20 protein-coding genes are annotated in these 21682 nt (G+C 40.6%); 17 read left to right on the plus strand and 3 right to left on the minus strand.

Annotated features, from left to right (window positions below):
• Nucleotides 1-4: 4 nt before the first annotated feature.
• From HSM_RS04650 to HSM_RS10580, 5 genes are all read left to right on the plus strand, one after another.
• Nucleotides 5-700, plus strand: coding sequence for a terminase (locus HSM_RS04650; protein WP_012341707.1), 696 nt, complete (start codon nucleotides 5-7; stop codon nucleotides 698-700).
• Entirely contained in the window at nucleotides 700-2247 is a 1548-nt protein-coding gene (locus HSM_RS04655) for a hypothetical protein (protein WP_011609539.1), read from the plus strand. The genes HSM_RS04650 and HSM_RS04655 overlap by 1 nt, the downstream gene beginning before the upstream one ends.
• A gap of 1 nt (nucleotide 2248) precedes the next feature.
• Entirely contained in the window at nucleotides 2249-4426 is a 2178-nt protein-coding gene (locus tag HSM_RS04660) for a portal protein (protein ID WP_012341708.1), read from the plus strand.
• Between the two features lie 345 nt (nucleotides 4427-4771).
• Complete coding sequence (locus HSM_RS10995) at nucleotides 4772-4945, plus strand: hypothetical protein (RefSeq protein WP_165942814.1); 174 nt, start codon at nucleotides 4772-4774, stop codon at nucleotides 4943-4945.
• Between the two features lie 112 nt (nucleotides 4946-5057).
• Nucleotides 5058-5246 carry a hypothetical protein gene (locus HSM_RS10580; RefSeq protein WP_012341711.1) on the plus strand — a complete coding sequence of 63 codons (189 nt, stop codon included), beginning with the start codon at nucleotides 5058-5060 and terminating at the stop codon, nucleotides 5244-5246.
• A 22-nt stretch (nucleotides 5247-5268) separates the two neighbouring features.
• On the opposite strand, the gene HSM_RS04665 is transcribed toward HSM_RS10580, so the two are convergent.
• Nucleotides 5269-5469 carry a hypothetical protein gene (locus HSM_RS04665; RefSeq protein WP_041605059.1) on the minus strand — a complete coding sequence of 67 codons (201 nt, stop codon included), beginning with the start codon at nucleotides 5467-5469 and terminating at the stop codon, nucleotides 5269-5271.
• Nucleotides 5470-6020: 551 nt separating this feature from the next.
• Between HSM_RS04665 and HSM_RS04670 the strand changes: the two genes are divergently transcribed.
• From HSM_RS04670 to HSM_RS10805, 12 genes are all read left to right on the plus strand, one after another.
• The gene (locus HSM_RS04670) at nucleotides 6021-6896 is read left to right on the plus strand and encodes a phage antirepressor N-terminal domain-containing protein (protein WP_012341712.1); all 876 of its coding nucleotides are present in this window, start codon (nucleotides 6021-6023) and stop codon (nucleotides 6894-6896) included.
• Between the two features lie 69 nt (nucleotides 6897-6965).
• Complete coding sequence (locus HSM_RS04675; protein ID WP_012341713.1) at nucleotides 6966-9665, plus strand: MuF-C-terminal domain-containing protein; 2700 nt, start codon at nucleotides 6966-6968, stop codon at nucleotides 9663-9665.
• A 4-nt stretch (nucleotides 9666-9669) separates the two neighbouring features.
• Complete coding sequence (locus HSM_RS04680; protein ID WP_162009656.1) at nucleotides 9670-13746, plus strand: LPD38 domain-containing protein; 4077 nt, start codon at nucleotides 9670-9672, stop codon at nucleotides 13744-13746.
• Nucleotides 13747-14008: 262 nt separating this feature from the next.
• Nucleotides 14009-14311 carry a helix-turn-helix domain-containing protein gene (locus tag HSM_RS04685; protein ID WP_011609534.1) on the plus strand — a complete coding sequence of 101 codons (303 nt, stop codon included), beginning with the start codon at nucleotides 14009-14011 and terminating at the stop codon, nucleotides 14309-14311.
• Nucleotides 14312-14407: 96 nt separating this feature from the next.
• Nucleotides 14408-14590 carry a hypothetical protein gene (locus tag HSM_RS04690; RefSeq protein WP_041605061.1) on the plus strand — a complete coding sequence of 61 codons (183 nt, stop codon included), beginning with the start codon at nucleotides 14408-14410 and terminating at the stop codon, nucleotides 14588-14590.
• Between the two features lie 77 nt (nucleotides 14591-14667).
• Nucleotides 14668-15531 (plus strand): hypothetical protein, encoded by an 864-nt coding sequence (locus tag HSM_RS04695; protein WP_012341716.1) that lies wholly within the window; start codon nucleotides 14668-14670, stop codon nucleotides 15529-15531.
• A gap of 25 nt (nucleotides 15532-15556) precedes the next feature.
• Entirely contained in the window at nucleotides 15557-16552 is a 996-nt protein-coding gene (locus HSM_RS04700) for a N4-gp56 family major capsid protein (RefSeq protein ID WP_012341717.1), read from the plus strand.
• A 61-nt stretch (nucleotides 16553-16613) separates the two neighbouring features.
• On the plus strand, nucleotides 16614-17060 hold the full coding sequence (locus tag HSM_RS04705) for an SAP domain-containing protein (protein ID WP_011609530.1): 447 nt from the start codon (nucleotides 16614-16616) through the stop codon (nucleotides 17058-17060).
• Nucleotides 17057-17446 carry a hypothetical protein gene (locus HSM_RS04710; protein ID WP_012341718.1) on the plus strand — a complete coding sequence of 130 codons (390 nt, stop codon included), beginning with the start codon at nucleotides 17057-17059 and terminating at the stop codon, nucleotides 17444-17446. The genes HSM_RS04705 and HSM_RS04710 overlap by 4 nt, the downstream gene beginning before the upstream one ends.
• A gap of 58 nt (nucleotides 17447-17504) precedes the next feature.
• Nucleotides 17505-17639 carry a hypothetical protein gene (locus HSM_RS11155; RefSeq protein ID WP_262363290.1) on the plus strand — a complete coding sequence of 45 codons (135 nt, stop codon included), beginning with the start codon at nucleotides 17505-17507 and terminating at the stop codon, nucleotides 17637-17639.
• A gap of 70 nt (nucleotides 17640-17709) precedes the next feature.
• A complete protein-coding gene (locus tag HSM_RS04715) occupies nucleotides 17710-19689 on the plus strand; it encodes a hypothetical protein (RefSeq protein ID WP_012341720.1) in 1980 nt (659 codons plus the stop codon).
• On the plus strand, nucleotides 19682-21061 hold the full coding sequence (locus tag HSM_RS10805) for a hypothetical protein (protein WP_012341721.1): 1380 nt from the start codon (nucleotides 19682-19684) through the stop codon (nucleotides 21059-21061). Before HSM_RS04715 ends, HSM_RS10805 begins: the two co-directional genes overlap by 8 nt.
• Here HSM_RS10805 and HSM_RS04725 read toward each other — a convergent pair.
• Together HSM_RS04725 and HSM_RS04730 are read right to left on the minus strand one after the other, a co-directional pair.
• Nucleotides 21058-21405 carry a helix-turn-helix domain-containing protein gene (locus tag HSM_RS04725; protein WP_012341722.1) on the minus strand — a complete coding sequence of 116 codons (348 nt, stop codon included), beginning with the start codon at nucleotides 21403-21405 and terminating at the stop codon, nucleotides 21058-21060. The two genes, HSM_RS10805 and HSM_RS04725, sit on opposite strands and share 4 nt — an antisense overlap.
• On the minus strand, nucleotides 21389-21640 hold the full coding sequence (locus HSM_RS04730) for a type II toxin-antitoxin system RelE family toxin (RefSeq protein ID WP_012340329.1): 252 nt from the start codon (nucleotides 21638-21640) through the stop codon (nucleotides 21389-21391). Before HSM_RS04730 ends, HSM_RS04725 begins: the two co-directional genes overlap by 17 nt.
• Nucleotides 21641-21682: the final 42 nt, after the last annotated feature.

The raw sequence follows: 21682 nt of genomic DNA on the forward strand, positions 1-21682 counted from the left end.
AATTATGGCGAAAAAAAACTGGAAAGCGTTGCAAATTGAATATCTAAAAGCAAATGCCAAAACAGGTATTACTGTTAAAGATTGGTGCGAGAAGAAAGGATTAAAGTTCGCCAGTGCGAAACGTTATATAAAAAAGCCTGAAACCATGTTTAATCAGTCTGAAAGCCACCAAACAGTACGTAAAGAAAAACAAGCAGAAGCAATAATTCATCAAGAAAACTGCGAATTAAATTGCGAAACGGACGAAAAAACTGCGAAACGAAAACAACGCTCTTATGTGAATTCGCAGACCGCTCGAAAGCATGGTGGTTATGCTCGCTATTTCAAAGACAAATCTGCCTTTGATGTTGTAGTGGATTTTAGCCTTAAAGATGAAATTGATTTAATGCGACAGCGTGCGGTCAGTGCGGTTGAAAGTATAGAAAAATTTACCGCACTTTTAGCAAAAGCCAACACCGCAGAGGAAAAATCACTTTATGCGAAGCTGATTGAGTCCACTGACAAAGCACTTGAAAGAGCGGTCGGTCGCATTGAGAATTTAAATCACACGGACAATAACATTGCAAATCTCTTAAGCCAAATTGAATTACGTAAGGTTCAGTCTAAGAAAGTAATGGCGGAAACAGAAAAACTTAAGCAAGAGATGAATGCGAAAACAGCGGGACATCATAAGCTCGAATACCTTCAGGAGTTTAACTAATGCGTATTGTTTATCGTGCTTCAGAAACGTTTAAAAAAGTACATGCCTCAACTGCGTTGGTTAAAGCCATTCGTGGACCTATCGGTAGCGGTAAGTCCGTGGGGTGTGTGTTGGAAATGTTTCGTGTTGCACAACAGCAAGAGCCGAATGCACAAGGCGTGCGAAAAACTCGCTGGGCTTGTGTGCGAAACACCTATCCTGAATTAAAGGGAACGGTGATTAAAACCTTTCAAACGTGGATACCCGAGCAAATTTGCCCGATTAAATACGACAGTCCGATTACAGGTAAGATGAATATTAATCATCCTGATGGGAAAACACGTATTGAAGCGGAGTTTTTGTTTCTTTCGATGGATAAGCCAAAAGATGTGAAGAAACTAATGTCATTGGAATTAACTGGTATTTGGATCAATGAAGCACAATTTTTACCCGTTTCACTGGTAACAGAAGCGGTTACACGTACTGGTCGTTATCCTGAAAAGCGGGTTGAAGAAGGGTTTATGGGGGCGACGTGGAACGGTATGATTATGGATACTAACTCGCCCGATGATGACCATTGGTGGTATCAGTTTGAACAAGGGATTGATGAGGAAACTGAACAACCGTTAAAGCCTAAAGGGTGGGAGTTTTTTGTTCAACCCGGTGCATTAATTGATATTACAGGCATGCCTTTAGCGACATTATCTGATGAGATAAAACGCAATATTGAACAAGGACATTATGATGATTATTTAGGACATCGTTTTGTGGCAAATCCCATCGCAGAAAATGTTATTAATCACAAAAAAGGGCATGGGTACTGGTTTGATAATATTCAAGGTCAAACATTGAACTGGATCAAATCTCGGGTCTGTAATGAATTTGCAACCGTTCAACAAGGCAAACCTGTTTTTGGCGATCACTTCAATAAAGAATTACACGTTTCAACAGAAAAACTGGTACCGGTCAAAGGTTGGGAAACCTTTATCGGGTTGGATTTTGGTTTAACACCTGCGGCGATTATCGGACAAATTGCACCTATCGGACAGTTGCGGATTGTAGATGAAATTGTCGCAACAGGTATGGGGATTGAGCGTTTTATTACGGAGCAATTGTCGCCATTGTTAAGAAGCCGATATGCAGAGTGTGCTATTCAAATTATAGGCGATCCTGCAGGTGTTCAGCGAGCACAAACCGATGAACGCACGTGTTTTCAGTTGCTTGAGGAATATGGTTTTAATGCTCGTCCAGCAGAAAGTAATAATACGACAGCAAGACTTGAAGCAGTGCGTTGGTGGTTATCCCGTTTAGTAGGTAAAGGTCAGCCGGCAATGTTGATTAGTCCGCACTGTAAAACATTGATTAAAGGATATGAAACCGGCTATGCCTATCGTCAATTGAATGTGAGCGGTGAGGAAAAATATACTGAAACACCGGATAAAAATCGGTATTCACATCCGCATGATGCCAATCAATATCTTTGTTTAGGTGCAATGCCTAGCCTTTTTAAAGAGCAGGTTATCAATATTAAAACACATCAACCACTAAGCAATATTACAGGATATTAAAATGTCAGAACAACTTGCAAACGCCATTGAAAGCTATGGACGAACACTTCAAGGCATTTTACAGGAGCAAATTAAACAACGTCAGCCCATCGTGCAACGTTGGACGAAAGATATGTATCAATACCGCAATCAATATGAAAGTAGTGTTGACACAGGGAAATCTAAAGTCTTTGTGGGATATACGAGAGCAAAAACCGATGCGTGGTCGGCTCAGATGACAGATATGTTATTTCCAAGTGATGACAAAAACTATGGTATTTCGCCAACGCCAGTACCGCAAATTGCTCATCTTGCTAAACAGCCAGACAGCCAAGATCCAATGCAAATGCAACAAATCAACATGGCAAAAGAGCTAATGCAACAAGCCAAAGAGCGGTCGGAAGCTATGGAAAAATTGATTGATGATCAGCTGGCAGAATGTGACTATGCCTCTGAGGTTCGCCTTGCCTTGCATTATGCCGCTGTACTTGGAACGGGTATTTTGCGAGGTCCGGTAGTAGATACAATTGATGAGCGTATTTGGTCTGATGATGGAATGGGTAATTGGTCCGCACAAACCAAGTCTAAAATAGTGCCTAAAGTGCGGTTAGTGTTACCTTGGGATTTTGTGCCGGATATGACCGCACCTACATTAAAAGACTGCCAATTTGTCTTTGAACGTTCTTACCTCACTAAAAAACAATTGCAAAATCTGCTGAATAACCCTTATTACTTAGCCGATACGGTGCAAGCCTTAATCGAAAGCGAGGCAAGCGAAACGCATACCTCCAGCAGTGATATGGACGGTTATTTAGACACCCTTCGAACCTTATCCGGTTTAGAAAAAGCAAGTAATGATAAACGGTATGAGGTATGGACTTATCATGGTGGCATTCCTGTTTCTGTCTTAGAGCAAGCTAATCAATCTTTAGAAGAAGGCTATGCGTTGGAATTAACGGAAGAGCAAAAATCCGAAAAAGCGGAAATTGACGGCGTGATTGTAATGACCGGTAATGGCAAGATTTTAAGTGTGAATCTTAATCCGCTTGATACCGCAGAGTTTCCTTATTCGGTGTATACATGCGAACCTGATGTCGCTTGTGTATTTGGTTTCGGTATTCCTTATTTGTGCCGTGATGCACAGGAAATTCTTAATACTGCTTGGCGAGGAATGATAGACAATGGTGTGTTAACGATTGGATCGCAAATTGTCGTCAATAGTTCCGTACTTTCACCTGTCGACAAAAGCTGGGAAATTAAACCGAATAAATTATGGCGAACCAATGATAGAGCTTCTGCTAATGCAAGTTTTGAAGCTCAACGAGCTTTTGGCGTGTTTAATTTTGAAAGCAGACAACAAGAGCTTGCTAACATTATCCAACTGGCGAAATCCTTTATGGACGAGGAAAGCGGTTTGCCAATGATTGCACAAGGTGAACAAGGTCAAGTTACGCCTACATTGGGTGGCATGTCAATGCTAATGAATGCTGCTAATGCGGTACGCAGAAGACAAGTGAAAGAATGGGACGACCAAGTGACCAAACCGCTTATCCGCCGTTTCTATGAATATAATATGGCGATGGATGACGACCCGAACATCAAAGGCGATATGCAAGTAGTGGCAAGAGGGACGTCCGCCTTGTTGGTCAAAGAAACACAAACGGCACAGATTATTGATATTTTCCAAAAATTCGGCAATCACCCTCAATTGTCTTATGCGTTCGATTGGTATGACGGGGCAAAGACCTTAATGCAATCCATGAGTATGGGGGCGAAAACGATGCTGTTATCAAGGGAAGATTATGAGCAGAAGCTCCAGCAGATAGAACAAGCGAATGCGACGCAACCGCAAGATCCGGAAATTCTCAAATCTCAAATGCAAATGCAGTTAGCACAAAAAAAGCAACAGCATGAAATGCAGCTTGAACAGATGAAATTGCAACATGCCATGCAAATTGAGCAAATGAAAGTAGCCATCAAAGAGAAAGAGCTTGAAGTAAAAATGATGGAAATTGAAATGCGACAACATCAAGAGCAAGAAAGAATATCACTTGATGAACGTATCAACAGTGTCAAAGTCTCTTCCGATATGCAACGAGAAACCAGCAAGCAAATGTTAGATATGAAGAAATTCCAAGCGGAAATTGCTTTAAAACAACAACCTGTCGCCAATCCAACAGGAAACTATGGTGTAGAGTAATTATTGACATTGTAGAAGTTCAGTAATTCCAAAAAAAACAAACCCCAAGTAACGGCTAATTACTTGGGGTTTTTCATTCCAAATAACCAGAATATAAGGAACGAAGATTTATGGAAAGTTTAAAACTTATCCTATCAATAATCAAGGAGTTTAGAAAAATGACAGCACAACTATCCAATTTACGCTTTTGGGGGCTTTGGCTTATTGGTTTCTTGATTGCATTATCTATTTTTATCAATGCAGTGAAGTGGTGGTAACGTAATTCCCAAAAACAAACCCCAAGAGCCGCAAACTCTTGGGGTTTTTATTTCCCTTAACCTTAAGCACACAAGGAAAATAATCATTATGAATTTTAATATAGAGATTGGAAAAATGCTAGAAATTATTGCGAAATACCCCATAGCAGAACGCTTTGCTTATGTATTTACTATTTTGTTTTTTATCTCTGCGGTATTGTGGCTTTCCCCCGATTTTTTAAAAGCCCTAGCAGATTTTATCTTGACGATGAAAAATAGTTAGAGTAGTATTTACCCATAGAGCTTCAAAACTCTTTTGTAACAATCTAAAAAATTCAATCTATGGACAGGGTGGTGCGGAAATATCCAATACCCACGCCGTCGTTACAGCGGTTTTGAACACCCTGTCCGCCCACATTCTATTCAAAAGGAAATGTAACAATGTCAAATTCTACTCATGTGGTAAAGCCTTAAACGAATGGAAAGGCAAAAAGCCGGTATTAGAAGGTGTGATCCGCATTATGGAAGATAAAATGCAAATTGAATTACCGCTTACAGAACTACCAAAACTCACACAAATCTAACCGCACAAAGTGCGGTTAGATTTTACTGGCAGTCAGTTTGAATGCCATATTTTTCAGCGTAAAGCAAAATAGCCTCAGTAATCATTGCATTTTGAGCAAGACCCCGTTCAAGGCTAATTTTTTCGACGAGATCGAAAATGTCTTTTTTAATTTTAAAGGATTTGGTTTTTACGCCACGCTTATCATCAGAGCGTTTTTGAATTTCAGCGGTTGACTTTGCCATAAATATTCTCCATAATTAATTTTGAAGAACGAGAGAGGTTTCCCCCTCTCGTTGAATTATCATCAAATTAGTACGCTGGCAGGCTAATGACTAATAAGATGATAACTAGGATAATGTATTTAAACATTGTGTTATCCTCTTCAAAGTTGGGTGGATTGAAGGTCGCACCCAGCTCGTTTCCGCAGTATTGCGAAAACAAGAATATTATAGGTCGTTTTATATTTCTGGTCAAGGAATAAAACGACCTATTTTTTATTTGACTTTTAAAAATTTCAGTAGTAATATTCTTCTCAAGGCGTCGAAACCTAAACAAACAGCGGCAATCCGCACCCGACAGCATAGCGGTTTTTTTATGCGTAAAATTTGTGATCTGTTTCTTTCTCTCAAGAATTTTGATTACGCATACCCAAAATTTATCTATGTCGAGAGGGCGGAGAATACAATACCCGAAAGGGGAATAATCCCGACCGTCTGTTTGCGGTTTTCGAACCTCTCGGCACCCTATTGAATAGGGAAAACTAAACTTCGAAAAAACAAACAGGAGCAGACTTATGTCTAATCAAATTACTACTCAAACTCTTTCTTTCCATGGTTCAGATCTTATTACTCTCAAAGTTGAAAATGTTATCTACACCGCTATTCGTCCGATTGTAGAGGCAATCGGTTTGGACTGGGCAAGCCAATCCGTAAAACTAAACAAAAATAAAGAAAAATTCGGGTGTTGTGATATCGCAACACCTACAAATGGCGGATTACAAAAAATGCTCTGTATGCCAATCAAAAAACTCAACGGCTGGCTGTTTAGCATTAACCCCGAAAAAGTGCGGTCAGATTTAAAAGAAAAAGTGATCTGCTACCAAGAAGAATGTTTTGAAGCACTCTACAACTACTGGCACTTTGGCAAAGCCGAACGCAAAACGACTGTTAATGAACGCACCGGCTTACGCAATGCTGTAAATATGCTTGTTAGCAAAAAAGGCTTACTCTACAACGAAGCCTACAATCTTGTTCATCACTATATGAATGTGGAAAGTATTGAAGATATCCCCGCAGATAAATTACAAAGTGCGGTGGAGTATGTTCATAAAATCTGCTTGGAGGGGGAACTGATTATTGACTCACCGAAACAAGATGATGACCTTGCAGATAATCTAACGTTAACCTCAATGTGGTTCGCACTTTACAATTGTTTAGATTTGTTAGGGCAACTTGAACAACCTTTGCGAGCAATTGGCTCGCACTTCGGTTCAACGGCATACACTCACGCTACGGAATATCGCCATACATTACAATTTGCGAGAGATGTGCTAATGCAAAAATTAGAGGGCGTAGAGATCAGCTCTTGGGAAGAGCCACACTACCATTTAGCATTGAAAACAATGCGAGCAAGAGAATACCCACTGAGAAGAGGTATTAATAGACGATAATTTAGCAAAAATTCACAAACCAGACCGCCAAAAGTGCGGTCTTTTTTTATTTATTTTTAAGGAAATACCATGTCAGACTTTAGCCTTTCCAATGAAGAATTTCAGTATTTGCAAAAAAACATATTAGGTATCGCACCAAATGCAACAGGTTCAAGAGAACGAGGACAATCGGATGTCGCAGATGAGGGTTCTTCGTCCATTGATGTCATAGCTAACCAATACAAATTGCCGGAAGAGCAAGGTTTTTTTGCGGATGTGGTTGATAGCGTTCAAATGGGGGCATGGCGTGGAGCAGGTGATTTAGCCCGAGGTATAGGAGCTTTATTTAACAGTGAATGGTTAAACAAAGCGGCTGATTATGCCTATTACAACGCAGAAGAAAACAAAGCGACCATGTCAAGCAAAATGCAAGAAGCCTTGGGGCAGAGTGCATTTGACGGCTGGAATGAGGAAACTGGAGAAGGCAAAGGTTTACTCAATATGTATTGGTGGGCGGGCAATTTGGGAGCATTGCTCGGTGAAAACATTGATACAGTTCTCACCATGGGAGCGGGTAAACTTGCGACAACAGGAATAAAAGCAGGCGGTAAACTTGCCGGAAAATATTTCAGCAAAGAAGTCGCAGACCAAGTAGGGAAAGCAGCGGTAAAACAAGCAAGCCGTTTCGGTATTCCCGCTCAATACCACAAAACCATTGCCTACACGGCGATCGCCTCTGCTATGTCGGCGGGTAATCGTGCAAATCAAGTCCGAGAGGAATTATCGCAAATTAGCGATAATGACCTAGCTCAACATAATGACTTTCGTATTGCGTATTGGGATTTAAAAGAGAGTGATGAAGGGCAAACACTTTCCGACCATGAAATTTTTGAACAAGCAAGACAGCAGTATTACAACAAGGTCGGACGAGATGCGATACTCAATCCTCTTGCGATTGCCGCAGATATTACTGCTAATGCTGTTGGTGGTTTAGGGGGTGGTCTTTGGGGTCTACCAAAGGTAAATAAATGGCTGGGCAAACCGACACAAAGTGTCAAAGAGGGTGTATTAAAAGGGGCATTTATTGAATCTGCAACGGAAGGCTTACAAGGTGCGGCTGAACAATATGCCATCAATGACACAGCAAGAGATTATTACGATAGTGACCGCAGTTTAACTGAGGGCATGAGTGAAAATATTGCTGATGGCATGGTATTAGGTGCAGGGTTCGGGGGTATGACAGGTGGCTATGAAGCTATGTCTCATCGCAGAACCATGAACCGTGAGAAAAAACGCCTTTTAGAAGCGGTGAATACGGGTGATGAACGAGTGGATGCACAAATTCGTTATCAAGTAGAAGCCTATAACAAAATTGCCAATGATTTAGATGAACTGATTTCGCCACAAAGAATACAAACATTAAATCAATTTGGCTTACAAGCGGTTGAAAAAGCTAAACGCAGAGAGCAAATTGAAGCGGAATTAAGAGGGGAAACACAAGCTCAAGCAGAAAAACAACAAGCAGAGCAAGTTCAAACAGTAACCGATACACCTTACCATCAACGCAATTTAGCCGATATTCAGGCGGAATTTATCCAGCATGGTTTAGATGAAAATGATTTTAATGATTTTCTAGAAGCCAACTTGCAACAAGCGACAGCAGATTTACAAAAACTTCAAGCAAACCCATTTAAAATGGGGACAGATTTGCAAAAAAGTTTAGCAGAAAAGAAAGCCTATAATGCAAAACTGGCGGACACACAAGCAAGAGTAGACTACTGGACACAGGCAAAAACCGCCCCAAAGTTTGGTACTGAGGCTACTCAAGCAGAAAGTGCGGTTCAAGCAGAGAGTGAAATTCAAACGCAAGAACAAGTTAATCCTGAGGAATTGAAATTAAGCCGTTCGGCCCCACAAGAAACGCAATCATTCTATGAAACCGAACAAGGATTAGGTGGGAAAGAGGGTGAATTTAGTGCAAACAATGATGATATTCGGTTTAGCTTGAATGAGCGTGCAGATAGTGATTTTGCTAAAGCGGTTGATGTCGTTTCTCGGGGTTATCCTTTATCTCAACATGTCAAAGTCGGGACAACTCCTGAAGTTTTGAAAATGTTGGGATTGCCTGATGTTAGAGTGACTATTAGCGGTGAAGTGTTGCACAAAGTAATGCAAGGAAAACACAATGTTACGGCTACAACCTTAAAACAATTGCCAAGTCAAATCAATAATCCTGTTGCAGTAATGAAGTCTGAAACACAGCTTAACGGCTATGTGGTACTGACCGAATTGATAGAGCAAGTGAACGATAAAAATAAACCTGTGATTGCGGCGTTGCATTTAAAACAAACCAAACAAGGTTTAGAGTTAATTAATATTGCCAGTGTTTATGGTAGAAGTAACTCACAAATCCAGCGAGCATTAGAGAGTAATTTGCTTTATTGGAATAAAGCAAAAGGTTCGCAATTTGTGACTGCCTTCGGGCTTCAATTGCCTTCTCATATGCAGTCCGCTACGAACCTTTCTGTCGCTAATATTAAAACCGAAACTGACTTAAGTCAATACCAACGCTCAACTTCTCGTTCGGCGATGAAAATAGAAAAAGGCAACTTGTTAGAAATGACCTCTCGCGTATCAACTGCGGAGATTTCTAGCTCATCGCCTTTATCTAGTATCAATGATAAACGCCTTTTGCAGATTTTGCAACAACAGACTAAATCTTTCGACTTTAGCCAAGAAAAATCCCAAATTGCAGAAGCTGTAGGAAAAGGACTATCAACCGCATTTTGAGGTGGTGCATTCTTCTGAACTAGGTATTAACGACCCGACTATTGAAGCAGCTTACAATACCCAAACAGGTAAGATTGTTATTATTGCCGACAATATTCGAGCCAATGACATTTTAACACGTGAAGAGCGTTTAAAATGGGTAGCGTGGCATGAGCTGGCACACCGAGGGCTACAAGTGCGGTTCGGTAAAGAGTTCCAAGCCTTGATGGAACAAGCAGACCGAAATACGACAGTGCGAGATTTAGCAACCGCACTTCAAAAAGACCGTGTAGAACTTCGAAATAATCGTACCTTGGCGATAGAAGAAGCGATAGCAGAACTGCACGCTGCTTATACCACAGGCAAAATGGAAGAGTTAAAAAGCCGTTATGGTCTAGTTGTTCCTCGTGGTAGAGAAATAAGCCTAAAATCTTGGTTTAGAATTACCGCTGAACGCATTCGAGAGTTTATGGTAAAACTTTTCGGACGTGAAAAAGCAAATCGTTTTAGTCATGATGACTTGCTTAATTTGTTGAAAGACATTCAGCAAAGTGCGGGCGGCGATATACACGAAGCGGATAATAATACACGCTATTCCTTAAATGAAGATCCAAATTCTGATTTTGCTAATGCCATACCAAAACGCACGGCGACTAGCTATGATGAAGCTCGTTCTATTGTATCTGAATTACTAGGTGAACCTTTAGTAAATAAAGAAACAGGAATGGTAGCGACCATTTCAAGACGCTCTTTAGATAAGTTGCTAAGTGGTAAAGCGGTAGATAAATCAACTAATCTGAAAGATCATTTGACAGCTGTCGCGAATATCGATCAATTATTTGAAAATGCAATTCAAGGTTGGGTTGAAGCAGATAAGAATAACGATCCTAACATAGCAGGAGTGCATAGATTATTTGCACCATTAAGTATAGATGGTCAAATTAGACTAGCAAAACTAACTGTAAAAGCGATGAGTTTCAATCAAGGAAATCGAGTTTATTCGGTGGAAACGATTGAAGTAGAAAATAAAAATAGCGATTTGTCTTTATCTTGGAAGCCACAGCTAAGTGAAAACACTCAACTGACTTCCCAACAAATCGCTAATGTCCAAAGTTTAATCCAACGCATTCAAAAATTCAATAGTGGCGATCAAACTTATCGCTTTTCACGTTCAAGCACTTATCAATCAGGCGATAATATTTCCGTATTGGAACTTTCTCGTGGTGGAAATATTCAAGCACCAAAATGGACGGATAAGTTCAGCACGCTTCAAGCCTTGAAAGAAACTTTTCATCAAGGAACGGCAAAATTGGACGAATGGTTTGCTGATAGCTTAAGACCGGTAAATGATTGGATAGACAACATGCAGTTTAGCGATCATACCAGCAATAAAAGTGGTCGAGACCATGAAAAACGACGTTTAAAAGACGCAATGTATACAGCAAAAGGAAGACGTGATGCTTTAAATTCCGAGTTTGATGTGAATTATTTAAAACCGATTTTGGCGAAAATTGCAGAAATTGCTAAACGGTCGCAGGGTAAAATCAACGAAGAAACGGCAAAAAGAAAAGCCGGTTTTTGGGTTTCCGCACGTTATTCCATTGAAAAGAATATGGAGCTATTGAGCATTGATGAAAAAGCTATGCAAGAGGCTCAAAAAGCCTTAGATGACGCAAAAATCAATGGGACAGTAGAAGATATTCGCAAGGCAAAAAATGCCTTTAATTCAGCGGAAAAACACTATCTTGACCGTAAAGCGGCAGTATGGAATAAAGACTTTAACAACAAGCACTTTAAAGCAGGAGTTGCCGGCGGTTGGTCTATTCCTGAAGCCAAAGAAATTATGCGTAATATTGAGCGTGATATTTCGATTAGAGATTTAACGACCATCGGTGATTTAATTGCGGATTTAAACCAAGCACGGTTAGAAATTGATTATAAGAGCGGTCGCTTAACAGACACTGAATATCAGCAATTTAAAGCGAACCGTCATTATGTGCCGTTGACAGGCGATCCGAATGCACAATTAGACGACATGGATTTTATCGCCGGTGCGGGGTCAAATTCGTTAAATATTGCCAAGGATAAAGCCTTAAAAGGGCGGACAAATTCTGAGGCGGAAGATGCTATTGACGCAGTTTGGAAAGCGGTAGGAAAATCGACAACTTATGCCGGTTGGTCTGAGTTTAAAGGAAAACTTGATGCGTTGCTTGAAACGGAAGTAAGTTTGCTTGAACAGCAAGGCTATAGCAATGTGGAAGCACAACGCCTAGCCGGTCAAAATTTAGGGATTGGCAAACAAAAAATGCAAGGACTGACACGCAGTAGCGATAATGTGTTAATTGCGAGACGTGGAGGTGTGTATTATGAGTACAGTTTGCCGAATAACGTCATTGCTGCCCTGAAAAATGATAATGTGGAGCAGGCAAATGATTTCCTGAAAGTGTTATCTAAGCCTACCCGTTGGTATGCAAGAGGAGTAACGCAGTGGTCATTGGCATTTGCTCCGATTAATATGCTGAGGGATACATGGGAAAAATCCGAATTTATTCGTGTGCAAAAAGTATATGACAGACAAGGTAAATTGCTCAGTAGCGATAAAATGGATCAAATCGGAAGAGCGACTGCACTTTCACCCCTAACAAATCCTGCTATTTGGGCAGCAACGAAACGCTTTGCTTTTGGGCAAGAATTGCGTGATAGTGTGTTAGAAGAAAAGCTATTGAAACAGCTACTCAAAGAGGGGGCGATTTCAACATATGGTACTTATCTCGAACGCACAGAAGCGGATTTACTCAAACGCATTAAGCGAGAAAATAGCGTGCTGGGGAGTAAAATAGACAAGGCAATGGGCGTGATTGAAAGTTATAATCAAACTTTCGATATGGTTTCCGCACTTTCTGCTTACAAGGCGTTAGTGGATAATGGCGTTGATAGTAAACAAGCAGCCGCAACAACATTAGAACTGACTAACTTTCGTAAGACAGGTTCGAAAATGCGAGGTATTAAAGCCTTGTATATGTTCTCTCAACCTACAGTCATGGGAGCGGCGAACTTAATTCGTTATCTTTCAACGAAGAAAGGGCAAATACGTTTTCTGACGTATACCGCAGGAATGATGGCACTTTATAGTCTCTTGCGTTCTATGGATGATGAGGACGAGGCGGGGAATAAAATGGATCAGCTGGGTGATATTACACGTTTTATCCCTATTCCAATAGGCAATGGAAATTATATTAAACTTCCTGTGGGGTTTGGTATGCCTCAAATGGCGTGGAATTTTGCCACAAATATTGTGAAAGGTGCGGTGTCTGATATTTCCTTTATGGAGGCAGGCGTGAATATGGTTACCCATGCCACAAAAACCTTTGCACCGGTTTCGCCATCGGAAATTTCCGCTGTGAAATACCCGTTGGAAAAATTGGCACTAACCTTTACGCCAAGCATTTTACAACCGCTTATGCAAAATGCGTTAAATCGTTCTGCTTTTGGTAGTCAAATCACGACAAATTTTGTTCGCCAAGACAAACTCAAGGCTGAACAATCCAAGTCGACGACCGCACAATTTTGGAAGGATTTAGCGATTGATATTCAACAAACCTTAGGTCTTGATATGCACCCTGAACAAATTAAAAATTTGTTTGATGGATATAGTGGTATGTTAGGTTCATTGAAGGAGTTGAATACGTGGCTTGTGGAAAATCCGAACCGTGAGCAATTGGGGCGTAACACGAGAACATTGTTCATTAATCAGTTGTATGGTGCAGGTAATGAATTTGCGGTGCAATCTCGTTATTATGAAGCGAGCGAAGAAGCACAACAAGTTGCTAAGGAGTATGCTTATCGAAAACTCAATAAACAATTGGATAGGGAATGGCTAACGCCTGAACGCCAAGAGTTAATCAAATGGCATGAGTATAACTTGCGAACCATGGGCAAATTACGCAGTGAAAAGGCACAACTCACCAAACAGTTAAGAGCGGGAAAAATTAGTGCACATGCTTATGAGCAACGCCTCAAACGCTACAATGAAGCGGTAAACTCGGTACAGAAAAAACTGCTGTCAGGTTATCGCCAAATGGTAGGGTTAAGCAGTTATTGACCTGTAAAAAAAGCAAATAAAGCCTGTGTTAAACAGGCTTTTTCGGCGTGTAATAATGACTTGCTCATTTCTTTTTAATAGATTAAAATCTATAAAAAAGATAAATAGGCAATGTAATGCAACAAGAGTGGAATGTGATTTTGCAAGATCCTGTTTTGGAGTGGTTTAAAACGCTAAAACAAGAGGATTTATAAAACGATGATAGCCCTTGCTGAACAAACTTATGAACACTACCTTTCACAATTAGAGCAGGAGTAGCAAAATGAGCAAAAACTTTAAAGCATTGATGGCAGAATTACCGCCGGAACAACAGAACAAGGTGAAAGAAATGGCTCAAGAAATGAGAATGGAGCTACAACTTTATCGTATTCGTGAAGTGCTGGAAATCTCACAACAACAAATCGCACAAGCAATGAATATCAAACAACCCTCAGTTGTTGCTTTGGAGAAACGAGGAAATGATGTGCGGCTTTCATCGGTGAAACGTTATGTGGAAGCCATGGGTGGAGTGTTGAATTTATCTGTTCAACTTCCAACAGGAAAGACAATCTCTTTTAACTTGTAGCATTCATAAAGCGACATAAGATATAGTTGCCTGATATTTTGCAGAAATTGCCGAGTTATATTTTCAATGTAACTCGGTTTTTTATTGGGGAAAAACATGATTCATTTGTCCTGTGAGCTTGAAAAAGAGCAATTAAACACTTTTTTTACTCGGCGAGTAAAAGAATATCAACAAGATTTAAGTAACGAGGGATTAAATGCCCAGCAATATAATATTTTGCGAGGGCAAATTAAAGAATTGCAGGAATTAATCGCTTTACTAAATATTCATTCAAACTGAACCTACCCACCAAGTGCGGTAGGTTTTTTATTTTTAACCATTCAATAAGCCGCTTTATGCCGCTTTAGGAGAAAACAATGGAAAATCAAGAACACCAAGAGTTCAACGAAGATGCCGCTTTTGATGAAGCCGCGAAATCGCTCGAAACAGGTGAACTGACTGCTGACAGTTTGCCATCTGATGCCGAGAAAACCGAAAAGGACAAGCCTGATCAGCTTGAATCCGAACCTGAACAACAAGAAAAGGTTGAACAGGACGATTTGCCCGATTGGTTGCAATCTGCCACAGATGAAGTGAAAGAGAATTTCCGCAAATTGCAAGCAGATAACCAACGTTACCAACATCAAGCCCGTTCACAAAATGGGCGTGTTGGGGCGTTGACAAAGAAATATCAGCAAGCACAAGCTGAAATCGAACGCTTAAAACAAGAGCATTCATATGCAAAACCGCAGTTAAATGATGAGTTAAAGGCGTTAGAAGATGACTATCCTGAATTTGCTAAAATGTTCCGCAAATTTGCCGAACATCAAGATAGACAGCTTGCTGAATATACTCGACCGCTTGAACAGCTAGCACAAGCCGAAATGCAAGATCTTGCTCAACAACAACTGGAGAACAGTATCAACTATGTTAGCCAAATTGTGCCTGATGCGGAGCAAATTTTAAACAATCCGCATTTTGCTACATGGTTACAACGCCAGCCAGTAGGTATTCAAGCCTTGTTCAATTCTGATGAAGTGGATGACGCTATTTATCTGTTGAGTGAATACAAAAAAAACATTTCCGCAAATGAAGTTCGTAAAGCAAAACAAAATCAGCAACTCTCCGCCCTTTCTTTACCAAGTGGGCGAACCGTTCCTAAAGGTGGGGAAGAGGTGGACGAGGATGTTTATTTCAATCAGATCGCCGCACAACTTGACAAGCAGCGGTCACGTTATTAGTTCATCTTAAAAGAGGAAAAATTTTATGACTACAATGACAAAATATTCTGACATTAGCCCACGTACTACAGTGTATGCAGCAGCTCAAATGCTTAATCATGCAGAGCCGATTTTGGTGTTAAACAAATTGGGGCAAACTAAGCCTATTCCAAAAAACAAAAGTCAAACCATCAAATTCCGTCGTCCTAAGCCATTTGCTACCGCACTTGCTGCATTAACGGAAGGTGTACGCCCTACTCAGCAAAAAATGGCGTATGAAGATGTCGAGGTGTCCTTGAAACAATATGGTGCATGGACGGAAATTACCGATGTGATTGAAGATACACACGAAGATCCGGTGTTAAAAGACATTACTATGCTTTCCGGTGAACAAGCGGCGGAAACTGCCGAAATGTTGACATGGGGTATCTTGAAAGCAGGAACAAATGTGATTTATTCAACTGGTACAGAAACAAGTACGGTAAAAGATGTATTAAGCATTAATCACATTCGTGCTGCGGTGCGTAAATTACAGAAAAACCGTGCGAAGAAAAAAACCTCCATTTTAGATGCGTCTATTAAATATGGTACGAAACCGATTGAGGCATCTTATATTGCGGTTTGTCATACTGACTTGGAGGCGGATATTCGTGCACTTGCCGGTTTTACACCGGTGGCTGAATATGGTTCTCGTTCACCGATTGTTCCGCAAGAGTTTGGTACGGTAGAAAATATTCGTTTCATTACCTCGCCATTGTTTACCCCACAAGAAGATGCGGGAGCACAGTCAATCGATGTAGTATCGAAAAGCGGTTCAAAAGCTGACGTGTATAACATTGTTATCTTTGGTCAAGACGCCTTTGCTACCTGTCCGTTAAAAGGCAAGGAATCGGCAGATATGCTGATTCGCAATCCGGGTAAACCTGAAAAAGGCGATGAGTTAGGGCAAACCGGCTCGGTGGGTTGGAAAATGTGGTGGGCAGGAAAAGTCCTCAATGAGGCTTGGCTCGTCCGTATTGAATGTGCCGCTAAAAAACTTTAACCCAATTATCACAAGTAGCCCCATGTAAAAGTGGGGCTTTATTCTTTATGAGGAAATTATTATGTCTTATCCATTTATTTCATTTAATTCGACAGTAGAACAATTAAAAACACATTTACGTGAACACTGCGGTATCGAAAAAAGCGGTAGCAAAAAAGAACTGATTGAGGCAATTTTAGCGTTTGAAGAGGAAAACGGATTCGTGCGTCCAAATAAAGACGTGGCAGAGCATACCGCTCCTGTGAATAACCTTGAATTACCTTTAGAAAAGCAACGAAAAGTGCGGATTAAAATTGCAGAAACTGAGCAAGATCGCAGTGATGTTTATGTGTCTATTAATGATTGGGACGCATTGATTAAACGAGGTGTAGAAGTTGTTGTGCCTGAGGCGGTGTATGTTTTATTATCAAAAGCTGGCGATCAAACCTTTACGCAAGAAAAAGACGGCTCACTGACGGAAGGTTTCAGTCCTCGCTATCATGTGACTTTATTAGGTTATGAATCATGAATTTTTTAGCGTTGGCTCAACGTTTACGCCAAGAAATGAATGATTCCGGTGAAGGACCTGCACAAGTAACGGGACAACGAGGGCGAAATTTAGAGTATGTTAACGCCATAAGAGAAGCATGGCTTGATATACAACAATGTCGCCCTTGGGCTGTTTCTTTTTGGCAACAAGGCTTTAGCCCTGATAAATTACAGATACTTGAAAACACTGTTGATACGCCGTTCATTCCTGCACAATATCATCTTGCAATCGTATTTTATGCGATGCAATCCAAAGCCATTTCACAAAATGCACAAGAATTGATATTGCGAGGACAGCAAGAATGGGACAAATATCTCCATTTACTTTGTCGGGACTTTTTGCCGACGTTGAAAGTAGGTAGGTAGACAAGCTATGTTGATTATTTTAGAATAGCCATATTATTCCATTTTATTTGAGGTTTTTATGTCAAATCCTAATGCTCCCTACATTCGGGAAATTGTTGATCGCTCACGCCTAATTGGTGGAACAGCGATCCAATCTCAACGGAAAGATGACGTAAAAAAAGCCGTTTTACAGGTATTTTCTCAACAGGCTTAACGGTTAAACTAATTTGTCAAAAAACCCCGACTTGTTCGGGGTTTTTTCTTGCCTATTTTCAGGAGTTCCAATGAAACTACCGCAAATTCAATCACAGTTTGTTGCGATAAGTGGGGGTATGGATTTAACCACACCGCCCATTGTTAAAGCAAATAGTGAAGCTATTATTGCGTTAAATGTACAACCTAATTACGGTGGCGGATTTTCTCGTATTGAGGGGTATGAATGTTTAGACGGTATGACTACCCCCTCTTTAATGAACCATTTTCATGTGAACGTTAATCACGATGTTCCACAAAGTGCGGTCGGAAAACAGTTTTTGTTAAATGACCGCACTTGTTATGTGTTAGCAGTGAATGAACGTTGTTTAACCTTTGCCGTTTCGGGACAGTTTGAGGTTGATGTCGGTACAACCTTTGACCTTGATAGGCAAACCTATCAAACCATCTCAAAGACTTTTTTGAATGAAGGAGAGGTCAAACAATGGCAACATTACCAAGCACTGGCGTTTCAAGCGGGAGTGGACAATGTGCAAGCGGTACCGGGTGAAAATGCCTTGCGTGGTGTTGTTGAACTTAACGAGCAAATTATCGCATTTCGAGATGGGGAAAATGCTTGTGAGGTTTTTTTAGCGACCAAAACAGGTTGGCAATCTGCACCTGCCACTTATTTTGTTGAGCTTAAAGACATCAGCAAGCCAAAAGAATTTATTGACGGTGTGAAGTTTACTTCCGGGGAAAAACAAGGAAACGTATTTTCTGCCGTGTTGTCGGCTGATGATAGTAGCGGTTATCTTGTGGTCAATACTGCTCTTTTACCTGCAGCAGAAATTCACATTAACGGTAGTGTTGCGGCTAAGGTGAAAAGCTGTGAAGCGGTCAGATTGACAAAGGAAAAGGCGTGGACATTTATTTATCATAATTTTTATGGTGGTACGGAAACGGCTTATGCTTACGGTTGTAACGGTGAACAGGTAATTGAAGTTCGTCCTGATGGTATTATCGTACCGATTATAACCCAAGCGGAAAATCCTCAATATATTGTTGCACATCGTAACCATTTATTTATCGCCTTTTCAGGGGGACAATTCGGGCATTCTTTAGTGGGCAAACCTACGCATTGGGCAGTATTGCTCGGGTCGGAACATTTTGGTGTAGGCGATGAAATCACAGCACTGTCTTCTACCACAGGGGGCGTACTGTTAATCGGTTGTCGCCATAAAACCACCGCACTTTATGGCTCAACACGTGATGACTGGGTATTAAAAGATATTGCCAAGGTGGGGATTAAATCAGGTACGCTACAAGCAACCTTTATTCCGATTGCCATTAGTCGACATGGTATTATTCGTGTCGATGCAACGGAGCAATTTGGCGATTTTAAATTAAGTGAAACAGACTCCGGTCGCAAATTGGGTTTCAAACCCATTGAAAATAATATTGTCTTTTCTTCCACAAAAGCCAAAGCAAACCAAGTGCGGTTTTATTCGGAGAATGCGTTTCATATTTGCATGATGTTACAACCGGACGGCAGTACAAAAAGCACCTATTTCACTTATCCCGAAAAACTAAAAGGCGTATGGCAATCTCATCATAATACGTTTTTAGCTTTTGATGACGGCAAAGTCTATCGTCAATCGGATGACTGTTTTTCTTTTGCAGGCAAGCCGATTGAATGGACAGTGAAAATGGCATTTAATCACTGCGGTTCGCCTGTGCATATTAAGAGCTGGAAAAGTGCGGAGTTACAAGCTACCGCACAGGGTGTTTTGTCTGTGCAATATCGTTTCGATTTGGATTATAACGCTGATTTTCATGCAGTAAATCTTGCACAGGCGTTATCCGTTATTGGATATGGTGGACGTTGGAACGAAAGTTATTGGAACGACTTTTTATGGTCTACTCAGGAATATTCTACCCCCGTACTTTATTTATCGGGTTACAGTCGAAACCTATCTTTATCTTTTGCCGGTTCGGATTTATACGCCCCTCAATTTGAACTGAGCGGCTTAGTGTTAAACTATATTTTAAGGAGATTTCATCGTGTCTAACAAACTCAGAAATTGGTACAAAAGAACTCATGATTTTGCACCCTATACTCGTGCTGACGGAAAAGCGGTATCAGATGAATTTGATGCAATCCAAGCGAGTTTTGAAAAAATTCCCGCTATGCGAGATGATGGCTTAGGTTTTGCGGAAAGCCCTGTTATTCCCGACCCGACACAGGATAACCACCCTGTACCCTTACATTTGTTAAAAACGGCGGAACAATCGGTTTATGCGGCGAGGGATAAAGTGACAGAGCTTGCTCAACAAGTTACAGACAACAACGCAACAACGGAGCAAAATACTCGTTTAGCTATTCAAGCCAATAAACAAGCCCAACAAGCCAAAACAGAGGCAAGCCAATCTGCCACACAAGCGATTGACGCCAACAACCAAGCTCAACAAGTTAAAACGGCAGTACAAAAAGCGAAAGAGACCGCAGTTTCTTCAATGCAATCTGCGGAACAATCAAAAAATCAAGCAATACAAGCGGAAAATTTAGCGAAAAAATGGGCGTCCAATCCTCAAAACCAAATAGTACAAGAGGGGAAATACTCTGCTTATCATTACGCTCTAGAAGCAGAAAAACACGCCGAAAAAGTCAAAGCGACCGCAGAGGGACGTAAAGATTGGAATTTTATTGATAATGTCCCTATCAGCAAAGATATTAACGATAGCTCAGAGACAAAATTAGCCAGTGCTTTTTCGGTCAAAACCGCTTATGACAAAGCGGTTGAAGCGGAAAAAATAGCTAATGGCAAAAGCAATTTTAAAATAGAACAAGGCAAAGACAACGCAGACGACTACAAAACCGACGGGCACTATTATTTTGCGAGCGGTCAAAATTTGCCCGATAACGGAGCGTGGCATGTTGAAGTGGTGAGCGGTGGGCAAGCTACCGCCGTGCGACAAATTGCACGCAAAGCGAACGATACCGGCGTCAAAACTCGCTTTTTTAATGGTTCAAATTGGACAGCGTGGGAAGATTTGAATGTTTCGGGTTTATTTACCTATGAAAAAACAGGTAATTATGAGAATTATATAGAAGTCCGCCAATACCCAGATGGAACTATGATACAAACAGGTAGAGCTTCGTTGATATATACGCATAAAACATATTTTTTATACAAAAAAGTCTTTTTTCATGTTGCGTTTAGTGAGCCACCGTTAATCTTCACCAGCCTAGTCAAGCCGAATTCTGAAAAATATCAAATCTACCGTAAAGACGAATTAAATGTAAATGTTATCTCAACGAAGATTAATGAAACAGGATTTGGAATCAATTTAGTTGATGATGACGTTCATGATTCAGACCCCGAAATAAAAGTTGACTTTATGGCGATTGGACGTTGGAAACCGAGCCAATTTAGTTTCTAAAAATCCAATTGCGTCGCATGAATTCCTAAAGCAAGGGCGATTTTTTCCCTTGTGGCTTTTCGCAAGTGAGATGATTTTTCATATTGACTATATGCAGATTGAGTAATATTTAAACGGCTTGCCATGTCTTTTTGCGTTAATCCTAAATGCTCACGCCACGCAACAAGTGCGGAGCAATTATTTTCTAAGGCAAAAGTCGCTACAGCAAAAGGCACGCCACTATCTAAAGGAGAGGAGAGTTTTGCCTGTTGTTTTAACCATTCAAGGGTAGCAATGGGCATGACGGCAAAAGCAGGGTGTCCGCTTTCATCATGTAAATATTGAATGTTAGTAAGTGCGTTCATCTCGTTTTTTCACCTCTTCAATGGAAATAATATTCATCATATCGCCGGCAATTTCAAAGAAAACTCGGTAATCGCCAACCCTAAAACGATAGGGGTAACGATGATTAACAAGGGCTTTTACATTAGAACAAAAAGGAAAATGCGTTAATTCTTGGCATTTTCGTGCAATTTTCGCCCCTGTTGGAATTTTTCTTAATTGCTTTAACGCTTTGGGTTGGAAAATAACCGACTTCATGAATAAAGAATATAAGTTAAATATAAGTTTATTTTAGCAAAA

The organism is Histophilus somni 2336 (assembly GCF_000019405.1).
In the GTDB taxonomy this organism is placed as follows: domain Bacteria; phylum Pseudomonadota; class Gammaproteobacteria; order Enterobacterales; family Pasteurellaceae; genus Histophilus; species Histophilus somni.